The following is a 20,394-nucleotide window of genomic DNA, read 5'->3' as shown; positions in this document are numbered from 1 at the left end:
GAGCGACAACTCCGACGTCGTACGACAGCGACGATGTCGCACCACGCGCACGCATCGGTGCGCCTCGGTCCTGAGCGACAACTCCGACGTCGTACGACAGCGGCGATGTCGCACCACGCGTACCGCGAGCGACCACCACGCGCCCGCAGCAGCGCAGTTCGCGCCACCCCGGCACCGCGCCACCCCGGCCCGCGTCAGCCCGCGGCACCGTCCCAGTCGGCGTAGGGGTCCCACCCCGTGGTCGGAACCACCTCGCCGGCAGGCCCGAGCACCACGTCGTCCGCACCCCGCGCCACGACGACGCCCAGGCGCCGGAACCCCGACGGCAGCGGAACACCGGCCGGGAACGTCGCCAGGAGCCCGTGGTCCTCCCCGCCGTGCAGCGCGACCTCGTCCGGCACCGCCTCCGCGTCGAGCCACAGCGTGACGTCACTCGCCCGGGCCAGCCGTCCCCCGTCGATCGCCAGGCCGTCGGACAGGTCGAGCATCGCCGTCGCCTCGGCCCGCGCCGCCTGCACCCCGGCGGTGATCGGTGGCACCGGACGCCGCTGCCGTCCCACGTCCGGGTCCTGGTCCAGCCCGTTCGCCCGCACCGCTGCCGCTGAGGGCACCCCGGCGTCGTCGACGCCCGAGCGGAAGAGCCGACCCAGTCCGCGCGCCGCCCGGCCGAGGTCCCCCGCGACCGCGAGCACGTCGCCGACCCGGGCACCCGACCGCAGCACCGGCGACCGGTCCTGCAGGTCGCCGAACGCCGTCACGGCCAGGGTGAACGCCGAGGACGTCGACAGGTCCCCGCCCACGACACCGCACCCCGGCGCCAGGGCTGCCACCGCGAGCCGGAAGCCGTCCGCGATCCCCTCGAGCACCGCGACGGGGGTGTCCTGGGGCGCGGCGATCGCGACGACCAGACCGGACGGCGCGGCGCCCATCGCGGCGACGTCGGACAGGTTCGTCGCGGCGGCCTTCCACCCGACGTCCTCGGGCGACGACCACGCCCACCGGAAGTCCGGGCCGTGCACCATCATGTCGGTCGTCACGACGAAGCGACCGTCCGGCGCGGCCACCACGGCACAGTCGTCACCGGGACCGACGAGCGGCGAGCCCGTCGGCAACCGAGCCGTGACGCGTTCGAGCACGACCAGTTCCCCGAGCTCCCCCACCGTCGGGCCCGTCCAGGCCTCAGCCGACCCGCTTGCCTCGTCCGTCGCGTCCACACGAGAACGGTAGCCTGGACCACGATGGACACCGCGCGCCGCATCCCCCGGACCGCCGCCGGACTCGCCGTCGTCGTCGTCCTGGTCGGTGTGCTCACCGGGTGCACCAATGCGGTGATGATGCAGGCGGCCCCCTCGGCGAACGCCGCCGCGTGCGCCGCAGCGCAGGTCCGGCTCCCCGAGACGGTCGACACCAAGTACGCCCTCCGCAACACGACCGCTCAGTCCACCGCGGCCTGGGGCGATCCGTCGGCGGCGCTCTGGCACTGCGGTGTCGCCGTGCCGACGGTGTCCGACCTGCCGTGCGTCACGCTCGGTTCCGTCGACTGGATCCGCGACGACCGCGGCGGGCAGGTCGTCTACACGACGTTCGGTCGCGACCCCGCAGTGCAGGTGGTCATCGACACCACGAAGGCGACGCCCTCCGTCCTGCAGGACCTCGCCAACGCCGCCGACACCCTGCCGAAGGACGGCCACCGGTGCCTGGACCCGTCACAGGTCCAGAACTGACCCGCTGTCGGACGGGAGGCCCGGTGCCGGTCCGGCACCGGGCCTCCTGTCCGGCAGTGGGTCCGGACCGGACGCGCTGTCAGCGGACCGCGATGCGGCCGAGCTCGATGAGCTCGGTGACCAGCTCCGGGTAGCTCATCCCCGTCGCTGCCCAGCAGCGCGGGTACATCGAGAACGGCGTGAAGCCGGGCATCGTGTTGACCTCGTTCACGACGAAGCCGTCGTCGGTCAGGAAGCAGTCTACCCGAGCCAGGCCCGAGCCGCCGATCGCCTCGAACGCACGCGCGCCGATCGACCGGATCTGGTCGGTCTCGTCGTCGGTCAGCGGCGCCGGGCAGAGCAGCTGCTCGTCGCCGCCGAGGTACTTGGCGGCGAAGTCGTAGAAGCCCGTCTCGGACACCACGATCTCGCCGGGCAGGCTGGTGCGCGGGACGCCGTCGCGGCCCTCGAGGACCGCGACCTCGACCTCGCGGCCGACCACCCGGGGCTCGACGATGACCTTCGTGTCGTGCTCGAACGCCAGGTGCATCGCGCTCGCCAGCTCGTCCGGCCCGTCGACGCGTGAGACACCCATGCTCGAGCCGGCGCGCGCGGGCTTGACGAACAGCGGCCACCCGTGGGCGGCGACGGTCTCGGCGAACCCGAGCTCGTCGGCGATCCACTCGCGGCGGAGCACGGTGGTCCAGGGCGCGACACGGAGCCCGGCGTGCTCGAGGACGGCCTTGGCGACGTGCTTGTCCATCGCCAGGGCGCTCGCGAGGACCCCGTCGCCCGCGTAGGGCAGCCCGGCGGTCTCGAGCAGGCCCTGGATCGTGCCGTCCTCGCCGAACGGGCCGTGCAGGATCGGGAAGACGATGTCGACGGGGACCTGGGTGACCGTGCCGTCGGCGTGCTCGACCGTCAACGCCCGGGGTTCCGCGGCGGAGGGGAACCGGACACGGGTGCCGTTGTCCGGGACGACGGGCAGGGCGTCACCGCGCAGAGCCCACTGCGCCGGGTCGTCGGACTGCAGCGTGAAGGCGCCGTCCTTCGTGATGCCGACCGGGACGACGTCGTACGCGGTGCGGTCGACGGCGTCCATGATGCCGCCGGCGGTCACGCAGCTGATCTCGTGCTCGCTGGACCGGCCGCCGAACAGGACGACGACGGTGGAGGTGCTCGTGGGGGCGCTGTCGGTGGGGGCGCTGTCGGTGGGGGCAGTCGGGCTCATGGGCGCTCCAGTCCGGTCGGTCGGACCGGTCACTCGCCCTGGGGCTCGTCGGTCTCGGTGAGGTGCGGCGCGATGTTGCGCGGATCGAGCCTACCGGCGAGCACCTCGGCCACCTGTCCCACGATGGGCATGTCGACGCCGTTGGCCGCCGCGAGTTCGAGGATCGGTGCGACGGACGCCAGGCCCTCGGCCGTCTGGTTCATCTGCCGGACGACCTCGTCGAAGCGGTAGCCCTGCCCGAGCAGGCGCCCCGCGGTGTTGTTGCGGGACAGCGGCGACTGGCAGGTCGCGATGAGGTCCCCCAGGCCGGCGAGCCCGGACAGCGTCGAGGGCTGCGCGCCGAGCGACACCGCGAACTCGGTCATCTCCGCGAGCCCACGGGTGATGATCGACGCCTTGGTGTTCTCGCCGTACCCGACACCGTCGACGATGCCGATCGCGACGGCGATCAGGTTCTTCAGCACGCCGCCGAACTCGGTGCCGATGACGTCCGTGTTCGTGAACGAGCGGAAGTACGGGTTCGTGGCGACGGCGGCGACGGCGGTCGCGGTGTCGATGCTCGACGAGGACACCACCGCGGCGGTCGGCTGGCGCCGCGCGATCTCGAGCGCCAGGTTCGGACCGCTGGCGACGGCGATGCGGTCGCGGTCGATCTCGAGCCCCTGCAGGAGCACCTCGCTCATCCGCAGGCCGGTGCCTTTCTCGACGCCCTTCATCAGGCTGACGACGGGGACGCCCGCGGGGAGCAGCGCCTTGATCGCAGCGAGGTTCGACCGCAGGGTCTGCGACGGCACCGAGACGTAGACCTGTTCGGCGCCGTCGAGCACCTGCGCGAGCGAGGTCGAAGCGGTCAGCGTGCGCGGCAGGTTGATGCCGGGCAGGTAGTCGGAGTTTCGCTTGGTCTCGGTGATCTCCCGCGCGACCTCGGGCCGTCGCGCCCACACGACGGTGGAGGCACCGCCCTCGGCCAGGACCTTGGCGAACGTCGTCCCCCAGCTGCCCGCACCGACGACGGCGACGCGCGGCTTGTCGGTCGACTGCATGACGACCCGGATCGCTGCAGTGTCGACGGCGCCGCGCGCTGCGGCGGTGGGATCGGGGTGGTCGTCGTGGGGTCGGAGGCCGGATGTGCCGCTGGTCTCACTCAAACTTGCCGGTCTCCTTCTGCTTGTGCTCGGACGGGTCCCAGCGCTTCGCCGGTGCCTGCTCGCCGCGGAGCTGTTCGACCAGCGCCGTGATCTCCGCCATCAGCCGCTCGGTGACCTCGCCCAGGACCTGCTGGTCGATCGGACGGCCACGGTACGCGGACAGGTCCATCGGCTCGCCGAACACGACGTCGACGTGCGCGCGCTTGAACAGGTGCAGCTGCTTGGAGTACCGCGGCATGATCCGCTGCGTGCCCCAGTGCGCCATCGGGATGAGCGGGACGTCGTTCTCCAGCGCGATCCGGGCCGCACCGGTCTTGCCGCGCATCGGCCACAGGTCGGGGTCGCGGGTCAGCGTGCCCTCGGGGTAGACGATGACGGCACCGCCCTGCTCCATCAGGCTGCGGCCACCACCGAGCGGGTCGTTCAGGCGTGTTCGCCCGGACCGCTCGACGGGGATCTGGCCCATGCCGGTCATGAGCTTGCCCACGACGGGCACCCGGAAGATCGACGCCTTCGCCAGGAACCGCGGCAGGCGGCGGCTGACCCAGACGGCCGTCCCGACGACCAGGGGGTCGATGTTCGTGTAGTGGTTCGGCGCCACGACGAACGCCCCGTGCTCGGGGAGCCGGTTCGGGCCGTGCCAGCGGTACGCCGACACCCACCGGAACAGCGGGATCACGAAGACCGAGGTGATGCGGAAGGCGGTGTTGCGCTCACCGCGCTTCCACCGTCGGCCGGGGTTCGGCAGGCCGGTGGTCACGCGGTCGAGCGAGCGCCCGCCGGTGGTGTCGTCCGCCGACGGGCGCCCGCCCGTGGTGTCGTCCGCCGACGGGCGCCCACCCGTGGTGTCGTCCGCCACGTCAGCCGGCGAAGTCGAAGTCCGCGCCGAGCTTCCGCAGCTTCGGGATGAAGTGCTCGTAGCCGCGGCTGATGATGCCGACGTTCGTGATGTGCGACTCGCCCTCGGCCGTCAGTGCAGCGATGAGGTGGCTGAAGCCGCCGCGCAGGTCGGGGACGCGGACGTTCGCACCGTGGAGCTTGGTGGGGCCGGTGACGACCGCGGCCTGCTCGAAGGGGCGACGGGCGACACGACGGTCGTGCCCGGGCAGCCCCTCCTTGTGCACGACGATGTCCGCGCCCATCTCGTTGAGGGCGTCCGTGAAGCCGAAGCGGTTCTCGTACACGGTCTCGTGCACGATGCTCTGGCCCTCGGCCTGCGTCAGCGCCACGACGAGCGGCTGCTGCCAGTCGGTCATGAAGCCGGGGTGCACGTCGGTCTCGATGACGACGGGCTTGAGGGTCTCGAGCTCGCGGTAGAAGCGGATGCCGTCCTCTTGGATGTCGAACCCGCCGCCGACCTTGCGGAAGACGTTGAGGAACGTCATGAGCTCCTGCTGCTTCGCGCCCTCGACGAAGATGTCGCCGTTCGTCGCGAGTGCGGCGGAGGCCCAGCTGGCGGCCTCGTTGCGGTCGTTGATCGCGCGGTGCGTGTAGCCGCGCATCGACTTGACGCCCTCGATGAAGATCGTGCGGCTCGGCTCGACCGTGATGATCGCGCCCATCTTCTGCAGGATCGCGATGAGGTCCATGATCTCGGGCTCGATCGCGGCGTTGCGGAGCTCGGTCACGCCGTCGGCGAGGGTCGAGGACAGCAGGACCTGCTCGGTCGCGCCGACGCTCGGGTAGGGCAGCTCGATGTTCGCGCCCTTGAGGCCGTTCGGCGCCGTGATGTGGATGCCCGAGACCTGCTTGTCGACGACGGCACCCATCGCGCGGAGGGCGTCGAGGTGGAAGTCGATCGGACGGTCGCCGATGCGGCAGCCGCCGAGGTCGGGGATGAAGGCCTCGCCGAGCCGGTGCAGCAGCGGGCCGCAGAACAGGATCGGGATGCGGCTCGAGCCGGCGTGGGCGTCGATCTCGGCGAAGTGCGCCGACTCGACGTTCGACGGGTCGAGGATGAGCTCGCCTCGTGCAGGATCGGTGATGCGCACGCCGTGCACCTCGAGCAGCGCCCGGACGACCTTGACGTCGGAGATGTCCGGCACGTCCTTGAGGATCGACGGGGTGTCGCCCAGCAGCGATGCCACCATCGCCTTGGTCGCGAGGTTCTTCGCGCCACGGACCTCGATGCGTCCGACCAGCGGCTTGCCACCGCGGATGACGATCTCGTCGGACTTGAGCCCGACGCGCGCCCCTGCTGCTGCTGCGTCCTGTACGAGAGAGTTCACTACTTCACCGGCAATGTCTTCGGCCGCCAACTGGAGCGGCGGGATTCGAACTCCGTGATCGAGGTCTCGTCACGGAGGGTGAGCCCGATGTCGTCGAGCCCTTCCATCAACCGCCAACGAGTGTAAGCGTCGATCTCGAAAGCCACGTCCACATCGCCGATCGACACGCGCTGCGCCGCGAGGTCCACCGTCGCCTGCACGCCCGGGTCCGCCTCGATGGCGGCCCACAGACGCTCGACTTCCGGTTCGGTCACGATCGCGGTGACCAGGCCCTGCTTGCCCGCGTTGCCCTTGAAGATGTCCGCGAACCGGGGCGAGATCACCACACGGAATCCGAAGTCACGGAGGGCCCACACGGCGTGCTCGCGGGACGACCCGGTGCCGAAGTCGGGACCAGCCACCAGGACGGCAGCGCCCTGGTACGCCGGCTGGTTCAGCACGAAGTCCGGGTCCTGGCGCCACCCGGAGAACAGCGCGTCCTCGAAGCCGGTCTTCGTCACCCGCTTGAGGTAGACGGCCGGGATGATCTGGTCGGTGTCGACGTTCGAGCGCTTCAGCGGCGCGGCGATGCCGGTGACGGTGCCGATCTTGTCCATCAGCGGGCCCCTTCGGTGTTCTCCGACGCGATCGCGTCGACGGTGGATCGTGCGTCGTCCTCGGCCAGGTCCCACGGGCTCGAGAGCGTGCCGCGCACGGCGGTGGCGGCGGCGACGAGCGGGGAGACCAGGTGGGTGCGGCCCCCCTTGCCCTGGCGGCCCTCGAAGTTGCGGTTCGAGGTCGACGCGCAGCGCTCCCCCGGTGCGAGCTGGTCGGGGTTCATCCCGAGGCACATCGAGCAGCCGGCGAACCGCCACTCGGCCCCGAAGTCGGTGAAGACCTTGTCGAGCCCCTCGGCCTCGGCCTCGAGCCGGACCCGGGCGGAACCGGGCACGACCATCACGCGGACGCCGTCGGCCTTCGTGCGGCCCTCGATGACCGAGGCGAACGCCCGCAGGTCCTCGATTCGCGAGTTCGTGCAGGAGCCCATGAACACCGCGTCGACGGCGATGTCCTTCATCGGGGTGCCCGCTGCCAGGTCCATGTACTCCAGGGCCCGCGAAGCGGCAGCCTGGTCGTTCGGGTCGCTGTAGTCCGCGGGGAACGGCACCGACTCGGACAGCGAGACGCCCTGACCGGGGTTGGTGCCCCAGGTGACGAACGGCTCGAGCGTGTCGGCGTCGATGAAGACCTCGGCGTCGAAGACCGCGTCGTCGTCGGTGGCCAGCGTGTCCCAGTACGCCACGGCCTCGTCCCAGTCGGCCCCCGTCGGTGCGTGGTCGCGGCCCTGGACGTAGTCGTAGGTGGTCTGGTCGGGAGCGACCATGCCGGCGCGGGCACCGGCTTCGATCGACATGTTGCAGATCGTCATGCGGCCCTCCATGGAGAGCGCACGGATCGCGGATCCGCGGTACTCGAGCACGTAGCCCTGACCACCACCGGTGCCGATCTTCGCGATGACCGCGAGGATGATGTCCTTCGCCGTCACGCCGGGGCGCAACGAGCCCTCGACCGTGATCGCCATCGTCTTGAAGGGCTTGAGCGGCAGCGTCTGGGTCGCGAGGACGTGCTCGACCTCGCTCGTGCCGATGCCGAACGCCATCGCGCCGAACGCACCGTGGGTCGAGGTGTGCGAGTCGCCGCACACGACCGTGATGCCGGGCATCGTCAGGCCGAGCTGCGGACCGACGACGTGCACGATCCCCTGCTCCTTGTCGCCCAGCGAGTGCAGGCGGACGCCGAACTCCGCACAGTTGCGGCGCAGCGTCTCGATCTGGGTGCGGCTGGTCGGGTCGGCGATCGGCCGGTCGATGGCCAGCGTCGGGGTGTTGTGGTCCTCGGTCGCGATGGTCAGGTCGAGTCGACGCACCGGTCGACCCGCCTGCCGCAGGCCGTCGAACGCCTGCGGACTCGTCACCTCGTGCACCAGGTGCAGGTCGATGTAGAGGAGGTCCGGGTTGCCGTCCTCACCCTTGACCACGACGTGGTCGTCCCACACCTTCTCGGCGAGTGTCCTGCCCATGACGGTCCTGCCCTTCGTGTCGTGCGACGATGGTAGCACCGTTGGTATACCAATCGCGGACGGTCTGGAGGCCCGGCGGACGTTCTCCGACACCTGTCGCGGTGGGAGGATGGTCGGGTCATGACGAAGCCGCCCCACTCCCTCCGCACGGTGAACCTCGAGGGCGCCGCCCGCGCTGCGATCGCGGGGAGCGTCCCGCTCGCGCTGCTCATCGCACTGGGCCTGCCGCAGTACGCGGCGTTCGCGATGTTCGCCGGCTTCGCGGCCATCTTCGGACAGACGGAGCCCTACCGCCAGCGCGCCGTCACGGTCGGCGTCGCGGCCGCGCTGCAGACGGCGTGCATGTTCGCGGGGGTCGCCGTGTCGATGATCGGCGCCGCGCTCTGGCTGCAGGCGGCCGGTCTGGTGGTGGTGCTCGTCGTCGCCGTGTGCACGCTGAGCCTGCTGCGGACGATCCCAGCGCAGCCGATCTTCCCGACCTTCGCGTTCGTGGTCTCGGCGCTGGTGCCACTGCGGCCGGCAGACCTGCCCCTGGTGACGACGATCATCCTCGGCTCAGTTGCGTGGGCGTGGCTCGTCGCGATGTCCGGCGCCGTCATCCGCCGGGTCGGACACCCGCGGGCCCCGCATGCCTTCCGGCCCCTCGCCGAACACAAGCACCGGACGCTTGCTCCGCTGCGCACGGCGGCACTCTGGGAGACCGTGGCCCTCAACGTCGTCGGGGCACTCGTCGCCGGGGCGGTCGCGGAGACGATCCCCGGGCTCGGACACCCCTACTGGGCGGTGATCGCCGTGGTCTCGACGCTGCCGGCCCTCCGTCAGCGGCACACCGTCGTCCGGGCCTTCCAGCGGTTCATCGGCACGATCGGCGGGACGGTCATCGCCGTCGGGATCCTGCTGCTCGAGCCCAGCGTGTGGTGGATCGTCGTGATCGCCGTCGTCGGGCAGTTCTTCGCCGAGGTCTTCGTCGCCCGCAACTACGCCGTCAGCCTGCTGTTCCTGACGCCGCTCGCCCTCGCCGTGTCGTGGCTCAGCCTGCCCGAGGCGCCCGAGCTGCTCGCACTCGACCGGGTCGCGCAGACCACGCTCGGCGCCCTGGTCAGCGTGGCGCTGCTGTTCGTCGGGCGGGGCATCGAACGGCGACGCGGTCGGGCCCTCGGCGCCACGAGCACGATCCGCACGGTCTGACCGGCTCACGCACGGTCCGGTCGGGGGACACCGCGGGGACGCTGCCTGCGGGTCGGCCGCACGGCCAGGCCTAGCGTGGGCTCGTCATGAGCGCCCAACACCGTGAACCCGTCGAGCCCGACCAGGCTCCCGCCGTCGAGCACCACGCCGCCCACCACGTCGCGGCCACCGCCACGCCGAGCCCGCCCGAGCCGCACTCCACGCAGTCGCCGCGCTCGCAGGAGTCCGAGCACGACGGCGACGCCCCGGACCCGAACCGCTGGAAGGCGCTCGTCATCTGCCTGCTCGGCGGTGGCATCGTGCTGCTCGACGTGTCGATCGTCAACGTCGCGCTGCAGTCCATCTCCGCGGGCCTCCCCGGCGCCACGCCCGAGGCCGTCCAGTGGATCCTGTCGGGGTACGCGCTGTCGTTCGGCCTGCTCCTGGTCCCCGGTGGCCGCCTCGGAGACGCCTCGGGCCGACGCCGCATGTTCGTCATCGGTGTCGGGCTCTTCACGCTCGCGAGCGCCCTCTGCGGGTTCGCGCCGAACGGGCTGGTGCTCGTCATCGCTCGCCTGGTCCAGGGCCTGGCCGGCGGTCTGCTCACCCCGCAGGTCACCGCGCTCATCCAGCAGCTGTTCCGCGGCAAGGAACGCGGCACCGCGTTCGGGCTGTTCGGCGCGACGGTGGGCATCGCGACCGCGATCGGCCCCCTGGTCGGCGGCCTGCTCATCACCGCGTTCGGCACCGAGAACGGGTGGCGGTTCGTCTTCTTCGTGAACCTGCCCTTCGGACTGATCACGATCCTCCTGGCCTTCCGCTACCTGCCGGCTGCGGCCAAGGCCGCACGCGGGAAGCGCCACGACTTCGACCCGGTCGGCCTCCTGCTCCTCGGTGCAGCGGTCGTGGCGCTGCTGCTGCCGTTCGTGCAGTCGGAGGTGTGGAAGAGCAACACGAAGTGGTGGCTCGTCGTGGTGGCGGTGGCGTTCGCCATCGTGTTCGTGCTCTGGGAGCGGCGGTACGCGCGCACGAAGGAGCCGGTGATCGACCTCGGGCTGTTCAAGCGCCGGTCGTTCTCGCTGGGGGTCGGGCTCGCGACGCTGTACTTCGCCGGGTTCACCCCGCTGTTCTTCGTCCTGACGCTCACCCTGCAGTCGGGGTTGCACTACTCGGCACTGCTCGCCGGTGCGACCTCGGTGCCGTTCGCGGTGGGCTCCGGGATCGCGTCGACCATCGGCGGCCGGATCGTGCACAAGTTCGGGCGCCAGCTCATCGTCGTCGGCACGATCCTCGTGCTCATCGGCCTGGGGGCGGTCGTCTGGGTGGTGTCGAACCACTACGGGCAGGACCTCGGCTGGTGGCTCATCGCGCCGCTGTTGGTGGCCGGCATCGGCTCCGGGCTGACGATCTCGCCGAACCAGACGCTCACCCTGTCCGAGGTGCCCGTCGAGCAGGGCGGCTCCGCGGGCGGGCTCATCCAGGTCGGTGCGCGGGTCGGTTCGGCGATCGGCATCGCGGCGGTCGGCAGCGTGTTCTACTCGGCACTTGCCAGCTCGAACGGCGACCACACGACGGGGCTCCCGCTCGGGCTCGGCGTGTCGCTGGGGTTCGTCGCGGCGGCGCTGGTGGCGGGCATCGTGGACGTCGTGGTCGGTCGGGTGCGCGGGACCGCGGCCTCGGTCTGACGCGCGGGCGCTGGCGCGGTGCCGGGGCTGCGCCCGCGCTGTGCCCGCGCTGTGCCGACTCGGAACGACACCGCCGCTGTCGTACGACAGCGGTCATGTCGTCCGGGACGGCTGCGGCCCGCACGCTGCCGCTCGCGCGACAGAACCGATGTCGTACGACAGCGGTCATGTCGCGCCGGACGCGACACGTGGCGGACGGGAGGCTCGGTGCCAGCTGGCACTTGGGCCCACGTCGGCCGGTTCCGGACCGACGCGCCAGCGGCGGGTCGGCCGTGACCGGTGGGGAGCCTCCCGTCCGTCGCGACCCGCGCTGGGACTAGCGCGGCTGGATGTTCCAGGCGTCGATGACCGGTCGGCCGTGCTCGTACCCGAGCACGCTCACCGAGGCGGTGGACAGCGCGAGCACCGCACCGTCCTGCGGGGCGAGCCGGATCCACGCGGCTCCGATCGCGCGCAGGACGTGGCCGTGTGCCACGAAGACGGCGTCCTGCCCGTCGGCGAGCACCGGGCGGGCACGGTCGAGCACGCGCTCGGCGCGGACCCGGACCTCGGCGGCGGACTCCCCCGGCGTGTCGCCGGCCGGGACCCCGTCGGTCCACAGGTCCCACGGACCGTGCCGCTGGACCTTGATCTGCGGGGTGGTCAGTCCCTCGTAGGCGCCGTAGTCCCACTCGTACAGGTCGTCGTCGAGCTCCGGGTCGACGCCGATCAGCGCGGCGGTGTCGCGCGCGCGCTGGAGCGGGCTCGACAGCGCGAGCGAGAACTCCCGGTCGGCGAGGTACCGACCGGCACGCTTCGCCTGCTCCACCCCCGCGTCGGTGAGCGGGATGTCGGTGCGGCCGGTGTGCTGACCGCTCTTCGACCACTCTGTCTCTCCGTGGCGGACGAGGACGAGTTCGCCGGGGCGTTCCGAGGTCATGAGTTCCTTCCGAGCAACAGGCCGAGCCATGCGGCGCCGACCGAGACGACGAGCATGCCGAGACCGTTGAGGACGGCGCGTCCGGTCTTGCCGGCCTGCAGGAGTCGCACGGTCTCGACACTCGCCGTCGAGAACGTCGTGTACCCACCCATCATGCCCGTCCCGAGGACGGCCACGAACCCGAGCGGCAGGGTGCCGGCCTGGCCGAGGCCCGTGAGCAGCCCGAGGACCAGGGAACCGCTGACGTTGATGACCATCGTGCCGAGCGGGAAGCCGCTCCCCCGGGTCTTCACGGCACCGTCGAGCACGAAGCGGAGCGCTGCCCCGACGCCACCGCCGACCGCGACGAGCAGGAGCTCGAGCGGGTTCACCGGTCGCCTCCCGGTCGGCGGCGGACCCGGGTGGCGAGCGCCAGTCCGGCCACGACGGCAGCCACTCCGAGCACGACGGACAGCAGCGCGTACCCGCCACCGGCTGCCCATCGTCCGTCGGTGAGCAAGCGCGCGGTGTCGTCCGCCAGCGTGCTGTACGTGGTGAAGCCGCCGAGCACGCCGGTGCCGACGAAGAGTCGGGCGGTCCGGCGACGTCCGTCGTCCGGACCGAGCCGCACGAGCGACTCCAGGAGCAGTCCGAGGCAGAACGCCCCGACGACGTTGATCACGAGGATGGTCCAGCTGAGGCCGTCGACCGGCGGAGCCAGGTCGGCCAGCACGGCACGGACAGCCGTGCCGACCGCGCCGCCGAGGGCGACGAGGCCGATCAGGTGCCAGCGGTGGTGGAGTGGCGGTGCGTCGGTCACATGACGATCTTGGCCTGCCGGGACGCCCCACAACGACAGAACTCCTGCCGGGCCGGAGCCTGGCAGGAGTTCTGGTGGTGACCCCAGCGGGATTCGAACCCGCGTTACCGCCGTGAGAGGGCAGCGTACTAGGCCGCTATACGATGGGGCCGCGGCATGCTCGTTGTCGGAATCGGAGGGTGGCCACCGTGGTGACCTGGCCACCATGGTGACCCCAGCGGGATTCGAACCCGCGTTACCGCCGTGAGAGGGCGACGTACTAGGCCTCTGTACGATGGGGCCGTTCCGACAACTCGACAAGTATGGCACAAGCCGTGCGACGTGCCAAAACGAGGCGTGTCGCCCGGTCCGTCAGAGCGTCAACGACTCCCCCGGCCGCAGCACCACGAGCTCCCCGGACGGTTCGACGGCGGCGCGCAACCGGCTCACGTGCATGTCGAAGCCGATGTCCGACAGCGTGGCCTCGTGGACCGGGTAGGCGCGGCGCGGCGCCATCTCGGTGACGTAGTCGATCATCTCGGCGACCTTGAGCCACGGCGCACCGACCGGGGCCGCGAGCACCTCGACCGGCACACCTGGCACCGTGTACGCGTCACCCGGCGAGAACAGCCGACCGTTCACCAGGACGCCGGTGTTGTCGATCACGGGTACCGACGAGTGGATGACGTTGTGCCGCGTCCCGTGGAAGGTCAGGTCGAACGGGCCGACCTGCCGGCGGGCTCCGTCGGTCACCACGTCGACGTGGATGCCGGAGTCGGCGAGCGCCCGGGCGACACCGGCCGGGCCGAACACCCGGACGCCGGGGTTCGCGTCGGCGATGCGGGCGAGCTGCTCGGGGGTGACGTGGTCGGGGTGCTCGTGGGTGACGACGACCGCGACGACGTCCTGTGCATCGACCGGGCGGGTGAACCCACCGGGGTCGATGACGAGTCGGGCGCCGGCCTCCTCGACGACCTGGCACGCGTGCTCGAGCTTCGTGACCTGCATGCCGGCGAGCGTACGCGCGGCCGCCCGGTCAGCGCCGTCGACCCTCCCGCGGCGGCCCCGTGCTCGTCCGCACCACCAGGGTCGCCGGCGCGGGCGGCACCGGCACCGGAGGCGCCCCATCCACCTCGGCCAGCACCGCGAGCGCTGCAGTCCGCCCCTGCGCCTCGGGGTCCTGCGCGACGGTGGTCAGCCCGACGACCGCGCCGTGCTCGTGCCCGTCGATGCCGATCACCGACAGGTCACCCGGCACGTGCAGCCCGAGCCGCGCCGCCGCGAGCAGCACACCGAGCGCCATCTCGTCCGAGGCGCAGAACACCGCGGAGGGCCGCTCGTCCGCACTGCCCCCGAGCAGCACCGTCCCGGCCTCGGCACCGCCGGCGAACGAGAAGCGGCCGTCGACGAGCCACCCCCGGGGCACCGAGCACCCGGCGCCCCGCATGGTCTCGACGAAGCCGTCCCGCCGCCGGTACGGCACCGCGACGTTCATCCCGGCCTCGTCCTGCCCGCCCACGTACGCGATCCGGCGATGGCCGAGCCCGAGCAGGTGTTCGACCGCCAGCCGCGCGACCGCGGGGTCGTCCACCCCGACGTTCCGCAGCCCGGGGGCCGGTCCCCCGATGACGATCATCGGGTGTCGGGTCAGCTGCAGCTCACTCCGCTCGGTCTCGTCGAGCACGAGCGACAGCAGCACGAGCGCGTCGACCCGGTGCCGCAGCATCGACCGGCGGAACGCACGGTCGCGGTCGCCGTCCGGACCGCCGAGGTTGTAGAGCACCAGGTCGTGCCCGGCGCGCCGCAGCTCGGCATCGACGCCGCCGAGCGCCTTGACGTAGAACCAACGGTCGATGACCGGGACGACCACCCCGACGGCGCGCTGCCGTCCGGTGGCCAGGCCGGCCGCCGCCGAGCTCGGGACGTACCCGAGTTCGTCGGCGACCCGGCGCACCTGGTCGATCGTGGTGTCGGCGACCGACGGCAGCCCGCGCAGTGCGCGGGACACCGTCGCCTTCGACAGGCCGGTGACGGTCGCGATCTCCTGGATCCCCACGACGGAGCAGCTCGGGAGGCCCGTCAGCGCTCCGACGCGCGCGGCACGTCCGCGACATCCGGAAACGACGACGCGCGCGGCGCCTCCGCGACGCTCCGCCCGAGGACCCGCACCCGCCACCGGTCGAGCAGCGCCAAGGCGAGCACACACACCAGCAGTGTCAGCGCCCAGCCGAGAGCCGGTCGGCCGGTCAGCTCGCAGAACGCGGTGACCCCGAGGAACAGGATGCCGAACGCCCCGACGAAGCCGATGGCCTCCTCGATCCGCGCGGTCGGACGGACCGGTGCACGCTGTGCCATCGTCGTCAGCCCTTCACGCCACCGGCGGTGAGGCCGGCCACGATGCGCCGCTGGAACACGAGCACCAGGATCACGAGCGGGATGGTGACGATCGTTCCCGCTGCCATCACCGCGGTGTACGGCTCCTGGTGCGGCTGGCTGCCGGCGAACGAGGCGATCGCGACGGTGACCGGCTGCGTGGCGTCCGAGGACAGCTGCGACGAGATGAGGTACTCGTTCCAGCTGGAGATGAACGCCAGGATCGCGGTGGTGAACACGGCCGGGGCGGCCAGCGGCAGGATGATCCGTCGGAACGCCTGCACGCGGGTGCACCCGTCGATGCGCGCAGCCTCCTCGAGGTCCCACGGCATCTCGCGGAAGAAGCTCGCGAGCGTGTAGACCGTCAGCGGCAGCACGAACGAGATGCTCGGCAGGATCAGCGCCTGGTACGAGCCCATCCACCCGATGTCCGTGAAGAGCTGGAACAGCGGGGAGATCAGCGCGACGCCGGGGAACATCGACGCGGCCAGGATCGCGCCGGCGATGAGCGACTTGCCCTTGAACTCGAGCCGGGCGAGGGCGTACGCCGCCGAGGTGCCGACGAGCAGCGCGATGATCGTCACCACGCCGCCGATCAGCAGGCTGTTGAGCAGCGCCCGTCCCAGGTGGTTGCCGAGGGCGGTGGAGAACGCCGTCGTGTAGTTGTCGAGCGTGACGTGCGTCGGCCAGGGGGTGGCATCGAACGTGAACCCGACGTCGCGGAAGCTGGTGACGACCATCCAGTAGAACGGCAGGAGGCACCACACCGCGATCACGACGGCCTGGACCGCCGTGCGGACGCGGGGGCCGGTGTTCCGCTGGATGCGGACCTGCGAGCGGTCGGTCGCCGTCTCGCGGGTGCGGGTCGTCGACCGGGGTCGGTCTGCTGCGAGGGTCACTTGAGTTCACCCTTCTGCTGGGCTGCCTGCGTCTGCACGACGTTCGCGCCGAGGAACCGGACGAACAGGAAGGCGACGATGAAGATGACCAGGAACGTGATCGTCGACAGTGCCGACGCCGAGTTGAAGCCCTGGCGGATCTGGTCGACGACCAGGATCGAGAGCGTCGTCGTGGCGTTGCCGGAACCACCGCCACCACCGGTCAGGATCGCGGGGAGGTCGTACATCCGGAGCGCGTCGAGCACGCGGAACAGGACGGCGACCATGAGCGCGGGCTTGAGCAACGGCAGGGTGATCAGCCAGAAGCGCTGCAACGTCGAGGCGCCGTCCATCTTGCCGGCCTCGTAGACCTCCTCCGGGATGAGCTGCAGCCCGGCCAGGATGAGCAGTGCCATGAACGGGGTCGTCTTCCACGTGTCGGCGATGATCACCGCCCACCGGGACGCCCACTCGCCGCTGGTCCACAGGATCTGGTGGCCGATGACGTGGTTGAGCACGCCGTTCGCGTCGAAGATGAAGTACCAGAGCTTCGCGGTGACCGCGGTGGGGATGGCCCACGGCACCAGGATCGCGGCACGGACCAGTGCCCGGCCCCGGAAGTTGCGGTTCATGATGATCGCCATCCACACGCCGATGACCGTCTCGAGCGCGACGGTGACGACGGTGAAGAAGAACGTGTTGCCCATCGACACCCAGAACTGCGAGCCGAGGCTGCCGGGCGGACAGGTCACGTTGCCGCACTGCTGGCCGAGCCAGTGCGCGTAGTTCGTGACACCGGCGAAGCCGCCCTGCACGAACAGGCCGGTCGCCTTGTCCAGGCCCTGGTCGAGCTGGAACGACTGGATGACGGCGCTGACCACCGGATACCCGATGACGACCGCCAACAGGACGATGGTCGGCCCGATCAGGTAGACGGACCACCGACCGTGGTCGGCGTTGAGTCCGCCGCGCCGCCGCTTCCGGGGTTCGAGCCCTTCGGGGTTCGGGATGGCGGCGGGGATCTCGGTTGCTGCTGACACTGACGGCCTCCTTGCCGGTGTCGGAACGCGTTGAGGGCCGGTCTGGAGGCCCGTGGCGGGGTCGCCACGAGCCTCCAGTCCGATGCGGCGCGAGCCGCGCGACCGTGGTCGCTAGTTGCTGCTGCTGGTCGCCGACTTCAGGGCGGCTTCCATGTCCTTCATGGCCTCGTCGACGCTCTTCGAGCCCTTGAGTGCCGCGTAGGAGTTGTCCTGGATCGCCTTGGTGACGGCCGGGTAGAACGGCGTGACCGGGCGGGGCTCCGCGCTCTTGATCGACTGCAGCAGGGTGGGCAGGTACGGCAGCTTCGCCGTCAGGTCGGAGTCCGTGTACAGCGACTCCACGACCGGGGCGAGCGAGCCCTGGGTGGCGAAGAACTTCTGCGTCTCGTTCGACTCCAGGAACTCCAGGAAGTCGTGCGCCGTCGCCTTGTGCTTCGAGTAGACGCTGATCGCCGCGTTGTGGCCACCGAGCGTGGACGCACCGACGCCGTCGGCACCCGGGATCGGCGCGATGCCGAAGGTGTCCTTGACCGTCGACGCGCCGTCGGTCTTCGCGAGGCTGTAGACGTAGGGCCAGTTGCGCAGGAACAGCAGCTTGCCGTCCTCGAACGCGGTGCGGCCCTGCTCCTCCTGGTAGGTGATCGCCTCGGCCGGGATGTTCCCGTCCTTGAACGCGTCGACCAGGTTCTGCAGGCCGGCCTTGGCCTGGCTCGTGTCGACGTCCGGCGTGCCGCCCTTGGTCAGGATCGAGCCGCCGGCGCCGTTGACCGCCTCGGACGCGTTGACGGTCAGGCCCTCGTACTTGGCGAACTGGCCGGCGTAGCAGCCGATGCCGTTGTCCTTGGCGATCTGGCAGTCGCCCATCATCTCCGACCAGGTGGTCGGCGGCGTCTTGACCAGGTCCTTGCGGTAGTAGAGCAGCGCGCCGTCCGACGTCTGCGGAGCCGCGTAGAGCGTGTTGTTGTACGTCGCGGTCTTGACCGTCGACGGCAGGAGCTTCGACGTGTCGATCTTCATGTCCCCGGTCAGCGGCACCAGCCAGCTCTTCGCGGCGAACTCCGCCGTCCAGACCACGTCGACGTCGACGACGTCGTAGCCGTCGTCCTTCGCCTGGAAGTGCTGCACCAGGTCGTCGTGCTGCTGGTCCGCCTGGTCGGACTGTTCCTTGAAGGTGACCTTCTCGTCCGGGTGCGCCTTGTTCCACTTGGCGATGAGCGGTCGGACGACGTTGGAGTTGTCCTTGCCCTGCACGTACGTGATCGGGCCGCGGCTGTCCTGCCCGCTCTTGGCCGCGTCCGAACCGGAGCTGCCACCGGAGCAGCCGGCGAGTGCGAGGCCGAGCACGGCCACCCCCGCCACGGATGCGAGTCGCACCTTCGCGCGTGTGTTCTTCACAGCGTTGTCTCCTCATCGAGATCACCAGGAGTCGCCGACCGAGGTCGGTCGGCGCTCCCTGGAGCAGGCGACGCTGCCTGCTGGGAGGTGAACGTACGCCCGGCCGACGACCAGCGCAACCGGTTGCATCGACTCTGTGACCTGAGCGTGACCTACGAAGTTGCGGTGACTTGCTGGGTGAGCGCTCACTCGGCGGGACCGAGGTCGAGCGGGTCCTGCGCGGCCCGCTGCGGTGTCCCGCATGATCCCCGCCACGGTCCCGCGCCCGCGTTGTGGGGGCAGCGGAGCCGACCGTAGCGTCCCCGTCATGGCCTCCCTCTCCGCCGTCAACGTCCCCGGACCGCGCCGTGTCATCGGCGTCAACCTCGACGGTCCGCTGCCCGAGCTCGTCGCCGACGCGACGGGTTCCTCCGCGTTGGTCATCGGCTACCGCGACGGCTACCCCGTCTCCACCCTCGACATCATGCTGACCGACGACCCCGCCGACGCCACCCGCGCGCTCGCGCCGTTGGTCGACTCGCTCGTCGAGGAAGGTGCCTTCGACGACCACGCGCCGGTCTCCGACGACGACCTGCCGACGATCTCCGTCGTCGTGTCCACCGTCGTCGACCGCGTCGAGGACCTCGGCAAGCTGCTCGACGTCCTCGAGCACCTCGACTACCCGCGCCACGAGGTCGTCCTCGTCGACAACCGCGTCCGGGTGCCCGACATCGACGCGCTCCCCGGGCTGCTCGCGGGTCGCGACGTGCGCCTCGTGACCGAGCGCCGCCCGGGTCTGTCGGCCGGACGCAACGCCGGCGTGGCAGCAGCCACCGGCGAGGTCATCGCCTTCACCGACGACGACGTCCGCGTCGACCCGCAGTGGCTCCGTGCCATCGGCGAGCGCTTCGTCCGCGAGCCCGGGCTCGACGCCGTCACCGGCGTGATCCTGCCCGTCGAGCTCACCACACCGGCGCAGATCTGGTACGAGGCCTACTACGGCGGGTTCAGCGCCGAGCGCACCTTCTCGCCCGTGACGATCGTCCCCGACGACGTGCCGGGTGCGATGCGCCACGCGCGCGTCAAGGCCGTGCGTCCGGACGGCACCGTGCGCAAGCACTTCGCCGTGTACGGCATCGGGGCCTACGGTGCCGGGGCGAACATGGCGTACCGCCGGTCCCTCATCGACACCGTCGGCGGCTTCGACACCACGCTCGGTGCCGGCTCCCCCGCCCGCGGCGGCGAGGACCTGGCGATGTTCATCGAGACGCTCTGGCGCGGCGGCCGCATCGGCTTCGAACCGCACGCGGTCGTGCACCACCGGCACCGCCAGACCATCGAGGACCTGCACAAGCAGCTGCACGGCAACGGCGTCGGGTTCACCGCGCTGATGTGTGCGCTCGCCGCGAAGGACCGCCGCCACCTGACCGTGCTGGCCCGGCTGATGCCGCTCGCCGCCAAGGTCAAGGCGAAGCAGATGGCCTCGCGCCTGGCCGGTCGTCGGGACGCGGCGACGGAGTCCACGAACGAGGCGTCGCAGACGAGCCTGCCGAAGTCCCTGGCCTTCCACGAGCTCCGGGGCTTCCCCGCGGGGCCGGCGGCCTGGTTCCGCAGCCGTCGTCGCTGGCGTGACGTCGAGGCCGGGCGCTTCCAGGCGTAGCGCCGGCGCCCTCGAGGCGTGCGGGGGCGTCAACGGCGACGCTCCTGTACAACGAAAGGCGCTCGGCACCACGGTTCTCCGTGGTGCCGAGTGCCTTTCGTTGTGTCGGAGCAACGGGCGCCGCCGAACCAGCAAGCGCGCCGCCGAACCG

20 protein-coding genes and 2 tRNA genes are annotated in these 20,394 nt (G+C 71.1%); 4 read left to right on the top strand and 18 right to left on the bottom strand.

Going from position 1 to position 20,394, the window contains the following annotated elements; all coding sequences use genetic code 11:
* Positions 1-194 precede the first annotated feature (194 nt).
* Complete coding sequence (gene thiL, locus BIU90_RS12195) at positions 195-1,214, bottom strand: thiamine-phosphate kinase (RefSeq protein WP_071300509.1); 1,020 nt, start codon at positions 1,212-1,214, stop codon at positions 195-197.
* Between the two features lie 24 nt (positions 1,215-1,238).
* On the opposite strand from thiL, the gene BIU90_RS18735 reads away from it, so the two are divergent.
* A complete protein-coding gene (locus tag BIU90_RS18735) occupies positions 1,239-1,724 on the top strand; it encodes a DUF3515 family protein (RefSeq protein ID WP_071300508.1) in 486 nt (161 codons plus the stop codon).
* A gap of 79 nt (positions 1,725-1,803) precedes the next feature.
* Here the strand turns inward: BIU90_RS18735 and BIU90_RS12185 are convergent, their stop codons facing one another.
* From BIU90_RS12185 to leuC, 6 genes are all read right to left on the bottom strand, one after another.
* Entirely contained in the window at positions 1,804-2,934 is a 1,131-nt protein-coding gene (locus BIU90_RS12185; RefSeq protein ID WP_071300507.1) for a D-alanine--D-alanine ligase family protein, read from the bottom strand.
* Between the two features lie 29 nt (positions 2,935-2,963).
* The gene (locus BIU90_RS12180) at positions 2,964-3,977 is read right to left on the bottom strand and encodes an NAD(P)H-dependent glycerol-3-phosphate dehydrogenase (protein ID WP_071300990.1); all 1,014 of its coding nucleotides are present in this window, start codon (positions 3,975-3,977) and stop codon (positions 2,964-2,966) included.
* 97 nt (positions 3,978-4,074) lie between these two features.
* Positions 4,075-4,941: a 1-acyl-sn-glycerol-3-phosphate acyltransferase gene (locus BIU90_RS12175; RefSeq protein ID WP_083403936.1), complete on the bottom strand. Its 867-nt coding sequence runs from the start codon at positions 4,939-4,941 to the stop codon at positions 4,075-4,077.
* 1 nt (position 4,942) lies between these two features.
* Positions 4,943-6,310, bottom strand: coding sequence for a UDP-N-acetylglucosamine 1-carboxyvinyltransferase (gene murA, locus BIU90_RS12170; protein WP_071300506.1), 1,368 nt, complete (start codon positions 6,308-6,310; stop codon positions 4,943-4,945).
* A complete protein-coding gene (gene leuD, locus BIU90_RS12165; RefSeq protein WP_071300505.1) occupies positions 6,310-6,906 on the bottom strand; it encodes a 3-isopropylmalate dehydratase small subunit in 597 nt (198 codons plus the stop codon). The genes murA and leuD overlap by 1 nt, the downstream gene beginning before the upstream one ends.
* Positions 6,906-8,369: a 3-isopropylmalate dehydratase large subunit gene (gene leuC, locus BIU90_RS12160; protein ID WP_071300504.1), complete on the bottom strand. Its 1,464-nt coding sequence runs from the start codon at positions 8,367-8,369 to the stop codon at positions 6,906-6,908. The genes leuD and leuC overlap by 1 nt, the downstream gene beginning before the upstream one ends.
* A 120-nt stretch (positions 8,370-8,489) precedes the next feature.
* Between leuC and BIU90_RS12155 the strand changes: the two genes are divergently transcribed.
* Complete coding sequence (locus BIU90_RS12155) at positions 8,490-9,557, top strand: FUSC family protein (protein WP_071300503.1); 1,068 nt, start codon at positions 8,490-8,492, stop codon at positions 9,555-9,557.
* An 86-nt stretch (positions 9,558-9,643) separates the two neighbouring features.
* Positions 9,644-11,221: an MFS transporter gene (locus BIU90_RS12150; RefSeq protein WP_083403935.1), complete on the top strand. Its 1,578-nt coding sequence runs from the start codon at positions 9,644-9,646 to the stop codon at positions 11,219-11,221.
* 316 nt (positions 11,222-11,537) lie between these two features.
* Here the strand turns inward: BIU90_RS12150 and BIU90_RS12145 are convergent, their stop codons facing one another.
* The 11 genes from BIU90_RS12145 to BIU90_RS12095 form a co-directional block, all read right to left on the bottom strand.
* The gene (locus tag BIU90_RS12145) at positions 11,538-12,140 is read right to left on the bottom strand and encodes a histidine phosphatase family protein (protein ID WP_071300502.1); all 603 of its coding nucleotides are present in this window, start codon (positions 12,138-12,140) and stop codon (positions 11,538-11,540) included.
* Positions 12,137-12,511, bottom strand: a complete 375-nt coding sequence (gene crcB, locus BIU90_RS12140; protein WP_071300501.1) for a fluoride efflux transporter CrcB — start codon at positions 12,509-12,511, stop codon at positions 12,137-12,139. Before crcB ends, BIU90_RS12145 begins: the two co-directional genes overlap by 4 nt.
* Positions 12,508-12,939 carry a CrcB family protein gene (locus tag BIU90_RS12135; protein WP_071300500.1) on the bottom strand — a complete coding sequence of 144 codons (432 nt, stop codon included), beginning with the start codon at positions 12,937-12,939 and terminating at the stop codon, positions 12,508-12,510. The genes crcB and BIU90_RS12135 overlap by 4 nt, the downstream gene beginning before the upstream one ends.
* 75 nt (positions 12,940-13,014) lie before the next feature.
* Positions 13,015-13,090, bottom strand: a tRNA-Glu gene (locus BIU90_RS12130).
* Between the two features lie 55 nt (positions 13,091-13,145).
* Positions 13,146-13,221: transfer RNA gene (locus tag BIU90_RS12125), tRNA-Glu, on the bottom strand.
* A 69-nt stretch (positions 13,222-13,290) separates the two neighbouring features.
* On the bottom strand, positions 13,291-13,926 hold the full coding sequence (locus tag BIU90_RS12120) for an MBL fold metallo-hydrolase (RefSeq protein ID WP_071300499.1): 636 nt from the start codon (positions 13,924-13,926) through the stop codon (positions 13,291-13,293).
* Between the two features lie 28 nt (positions 13,927-13,954).
* Positions 13,955-14,974 (bottom strand): LacI family DNA-binding transcriptional regulator, encoded by a 1,020-nt coding sequence (locus BIU90_RS12115; protein ID WP_254787039.1) that lies wholly within the window; start codon positions 14,972-14,974, stop codon positions 13,955-13,957.
* 23 nt (positions 14,975-14,997) lie between these two features.
* Complete coding sequence (locus tag BIU90_RS12110; protein ID WP_071300498.1) at positions 14,998-15,273, bottom strand: hypothetical protein; 276 nt, start codon at positions 15,271-15,273, stop codon at positions 14,998-15,000.
* Positions 15,274-15,278: 5 nt separating this feature from the next.
* The gene (locus tag BIU90_RS12105; RefSeq protein ID WP_254787072.1) at positions 15,279-16,115 is read right to left on the bottom strand and encodes a carbohydrate ABC transporter permease; all 837 of its coding nucleotides are present in this window, start codon (positions 16,113-16,115) and stop codon (positions 15,279-15,281) included.
* Between the two features lie 71 nt (positions 16,116-16,186).
* Positions 16,187-17,098, bottom strand: a complete 912-nt coding sequence (locus BIU90_RS12100; protein ID WP_254787071.1) for a carbohydrate ABC transporter permease — start codon at positions 17,096-17,098, stop codon at positions 16,187-16,189.
* Positions 17,099-17,320: 222 nt separating this feature from the next.
* A complete protein-coding gene (locus BIU90_RS12095; RefSeq protein ID WP_254787070.1) occupies positions 17,321-18,559 on the bottom strand; it encodes an ABC transporter substrate-binding protein in 1,239 nt (412 codons plus the stop codon).
* Positions 18,560-18,911: 352 nt separating this feature from the next.
* On the opposite strand from BIU90_RS12095, the gene BIU90_RS12090 reads away from it, so the two are divergent.
* The gene (locus tag BIU90_RS12090; RefSeq protein ID WP_071300495.1) at positions 18,912-20,243 is read left to right on the top strand and encodes a glycosyltransferase; all 1,332 of its coding nucleotides are present in this window, start codon (positions 18,912-18,914) and stop codon (positions 20,241-20,243) included.
* Positions 20,244-20,394: the final 151 nt, after the last annotated feature.

Source organism: Curtobacterium sp. MCBA15_001, from assembly GCF_001864835.1.
GTDB lineage: Bacteria > Actinomycetota > Actinomycetes > Actinomycetales > Microbacteriaceae > Curtobacterium.
This window is presented reverse-complemented; position numbering and strand designations above follow the sequence as displayed.

What these genes read in the sequence shown, in the direction of transcription:
- BIU90_RS18735 (WP_071300508.1), top strand. Translation starts at nt 1,239, where the DNA reads ATGGACACCGCGCGCCGCATCCCCCGGACCGCCGCCGGACTCGCCGTC.
- BIU90_RS12185 (WP_071300507.1), bottom strand. Translation starts at nt 2,934, where the DNA reads ATGAGCCCGACTGCCCCCACCGACAGCGCCCCCACCGACAGCGCCCCC.
- BIU90_RS12180 (WP_071300990.1), bottom strand. Translation starts at nt 3,977, where the DNA reads ATGCAGTCGACCGACAAGCCGCGCGTCGCCGTCGTCGGTGCGGGCAGC.
- leuD (WP_071300505.1), bottom strand. Translation starts at nt 6,906, where the DNA reads ATGGACAAGATCGGCACCGTCACCGGCATCGCCGCGCCGCTGAAGCGC.
- leuC (WP_071300504.1), bottom strand. Translation starts at nt 8,369, where the DNA reads ATGGGCAGGACACTCGCCGAGAAGGTGTGGGACGACCACGTCGTGGTC.
- BIU90_RS12155 (WP_071300503.1), top strand. Translation starts at nt 8,490, where the DNA reads ATGACGAAGCCGCCCCACTCCCTCCGCACGGTGAACCTCGAGGGCGCC.
- BIU90_RS12150 (WP_083403935.1), top strand. Translation starts at nt 9,644, where the DNA reads ATGAGCGCCCAACACCGTGAACCCGTCGAGCCCGACCAGGCTCCCGCC.
- BIU90_RS12145 (WP_071300502.1), bottom strand. Translation starts at nt 12,140, where the DNA reads ATGACCTCGGAACGCCCCGGCGAACTCGTCCTCGTCCGCCACGGAGAG.
- BIU90_RS12120 (WP_071300499.1), bottom strand. Translation starts at nt 13,926, where the DNA reads ATGCAGGTCACGAAGCTCGAGCACGCGTGCCAGGTCGTCGAGGAGGCC.
- BIU90_RS12110 (WP_071300498.1), bottom strand. Translation starts at nt 15,273, where the DNA reads ATGGCACAGCGTGCACCGGTCCGTCCGACCGCGCGGATCGAGGAGGCC.
- BIU90_RS12090 (WP_071300495.1), top strand. Translation starts at nt 18,912, where the DNA reads ATGGCCTCCCTCTCCGCCGTCAACGTCCCCGGACCGCGCCGTGTCATC.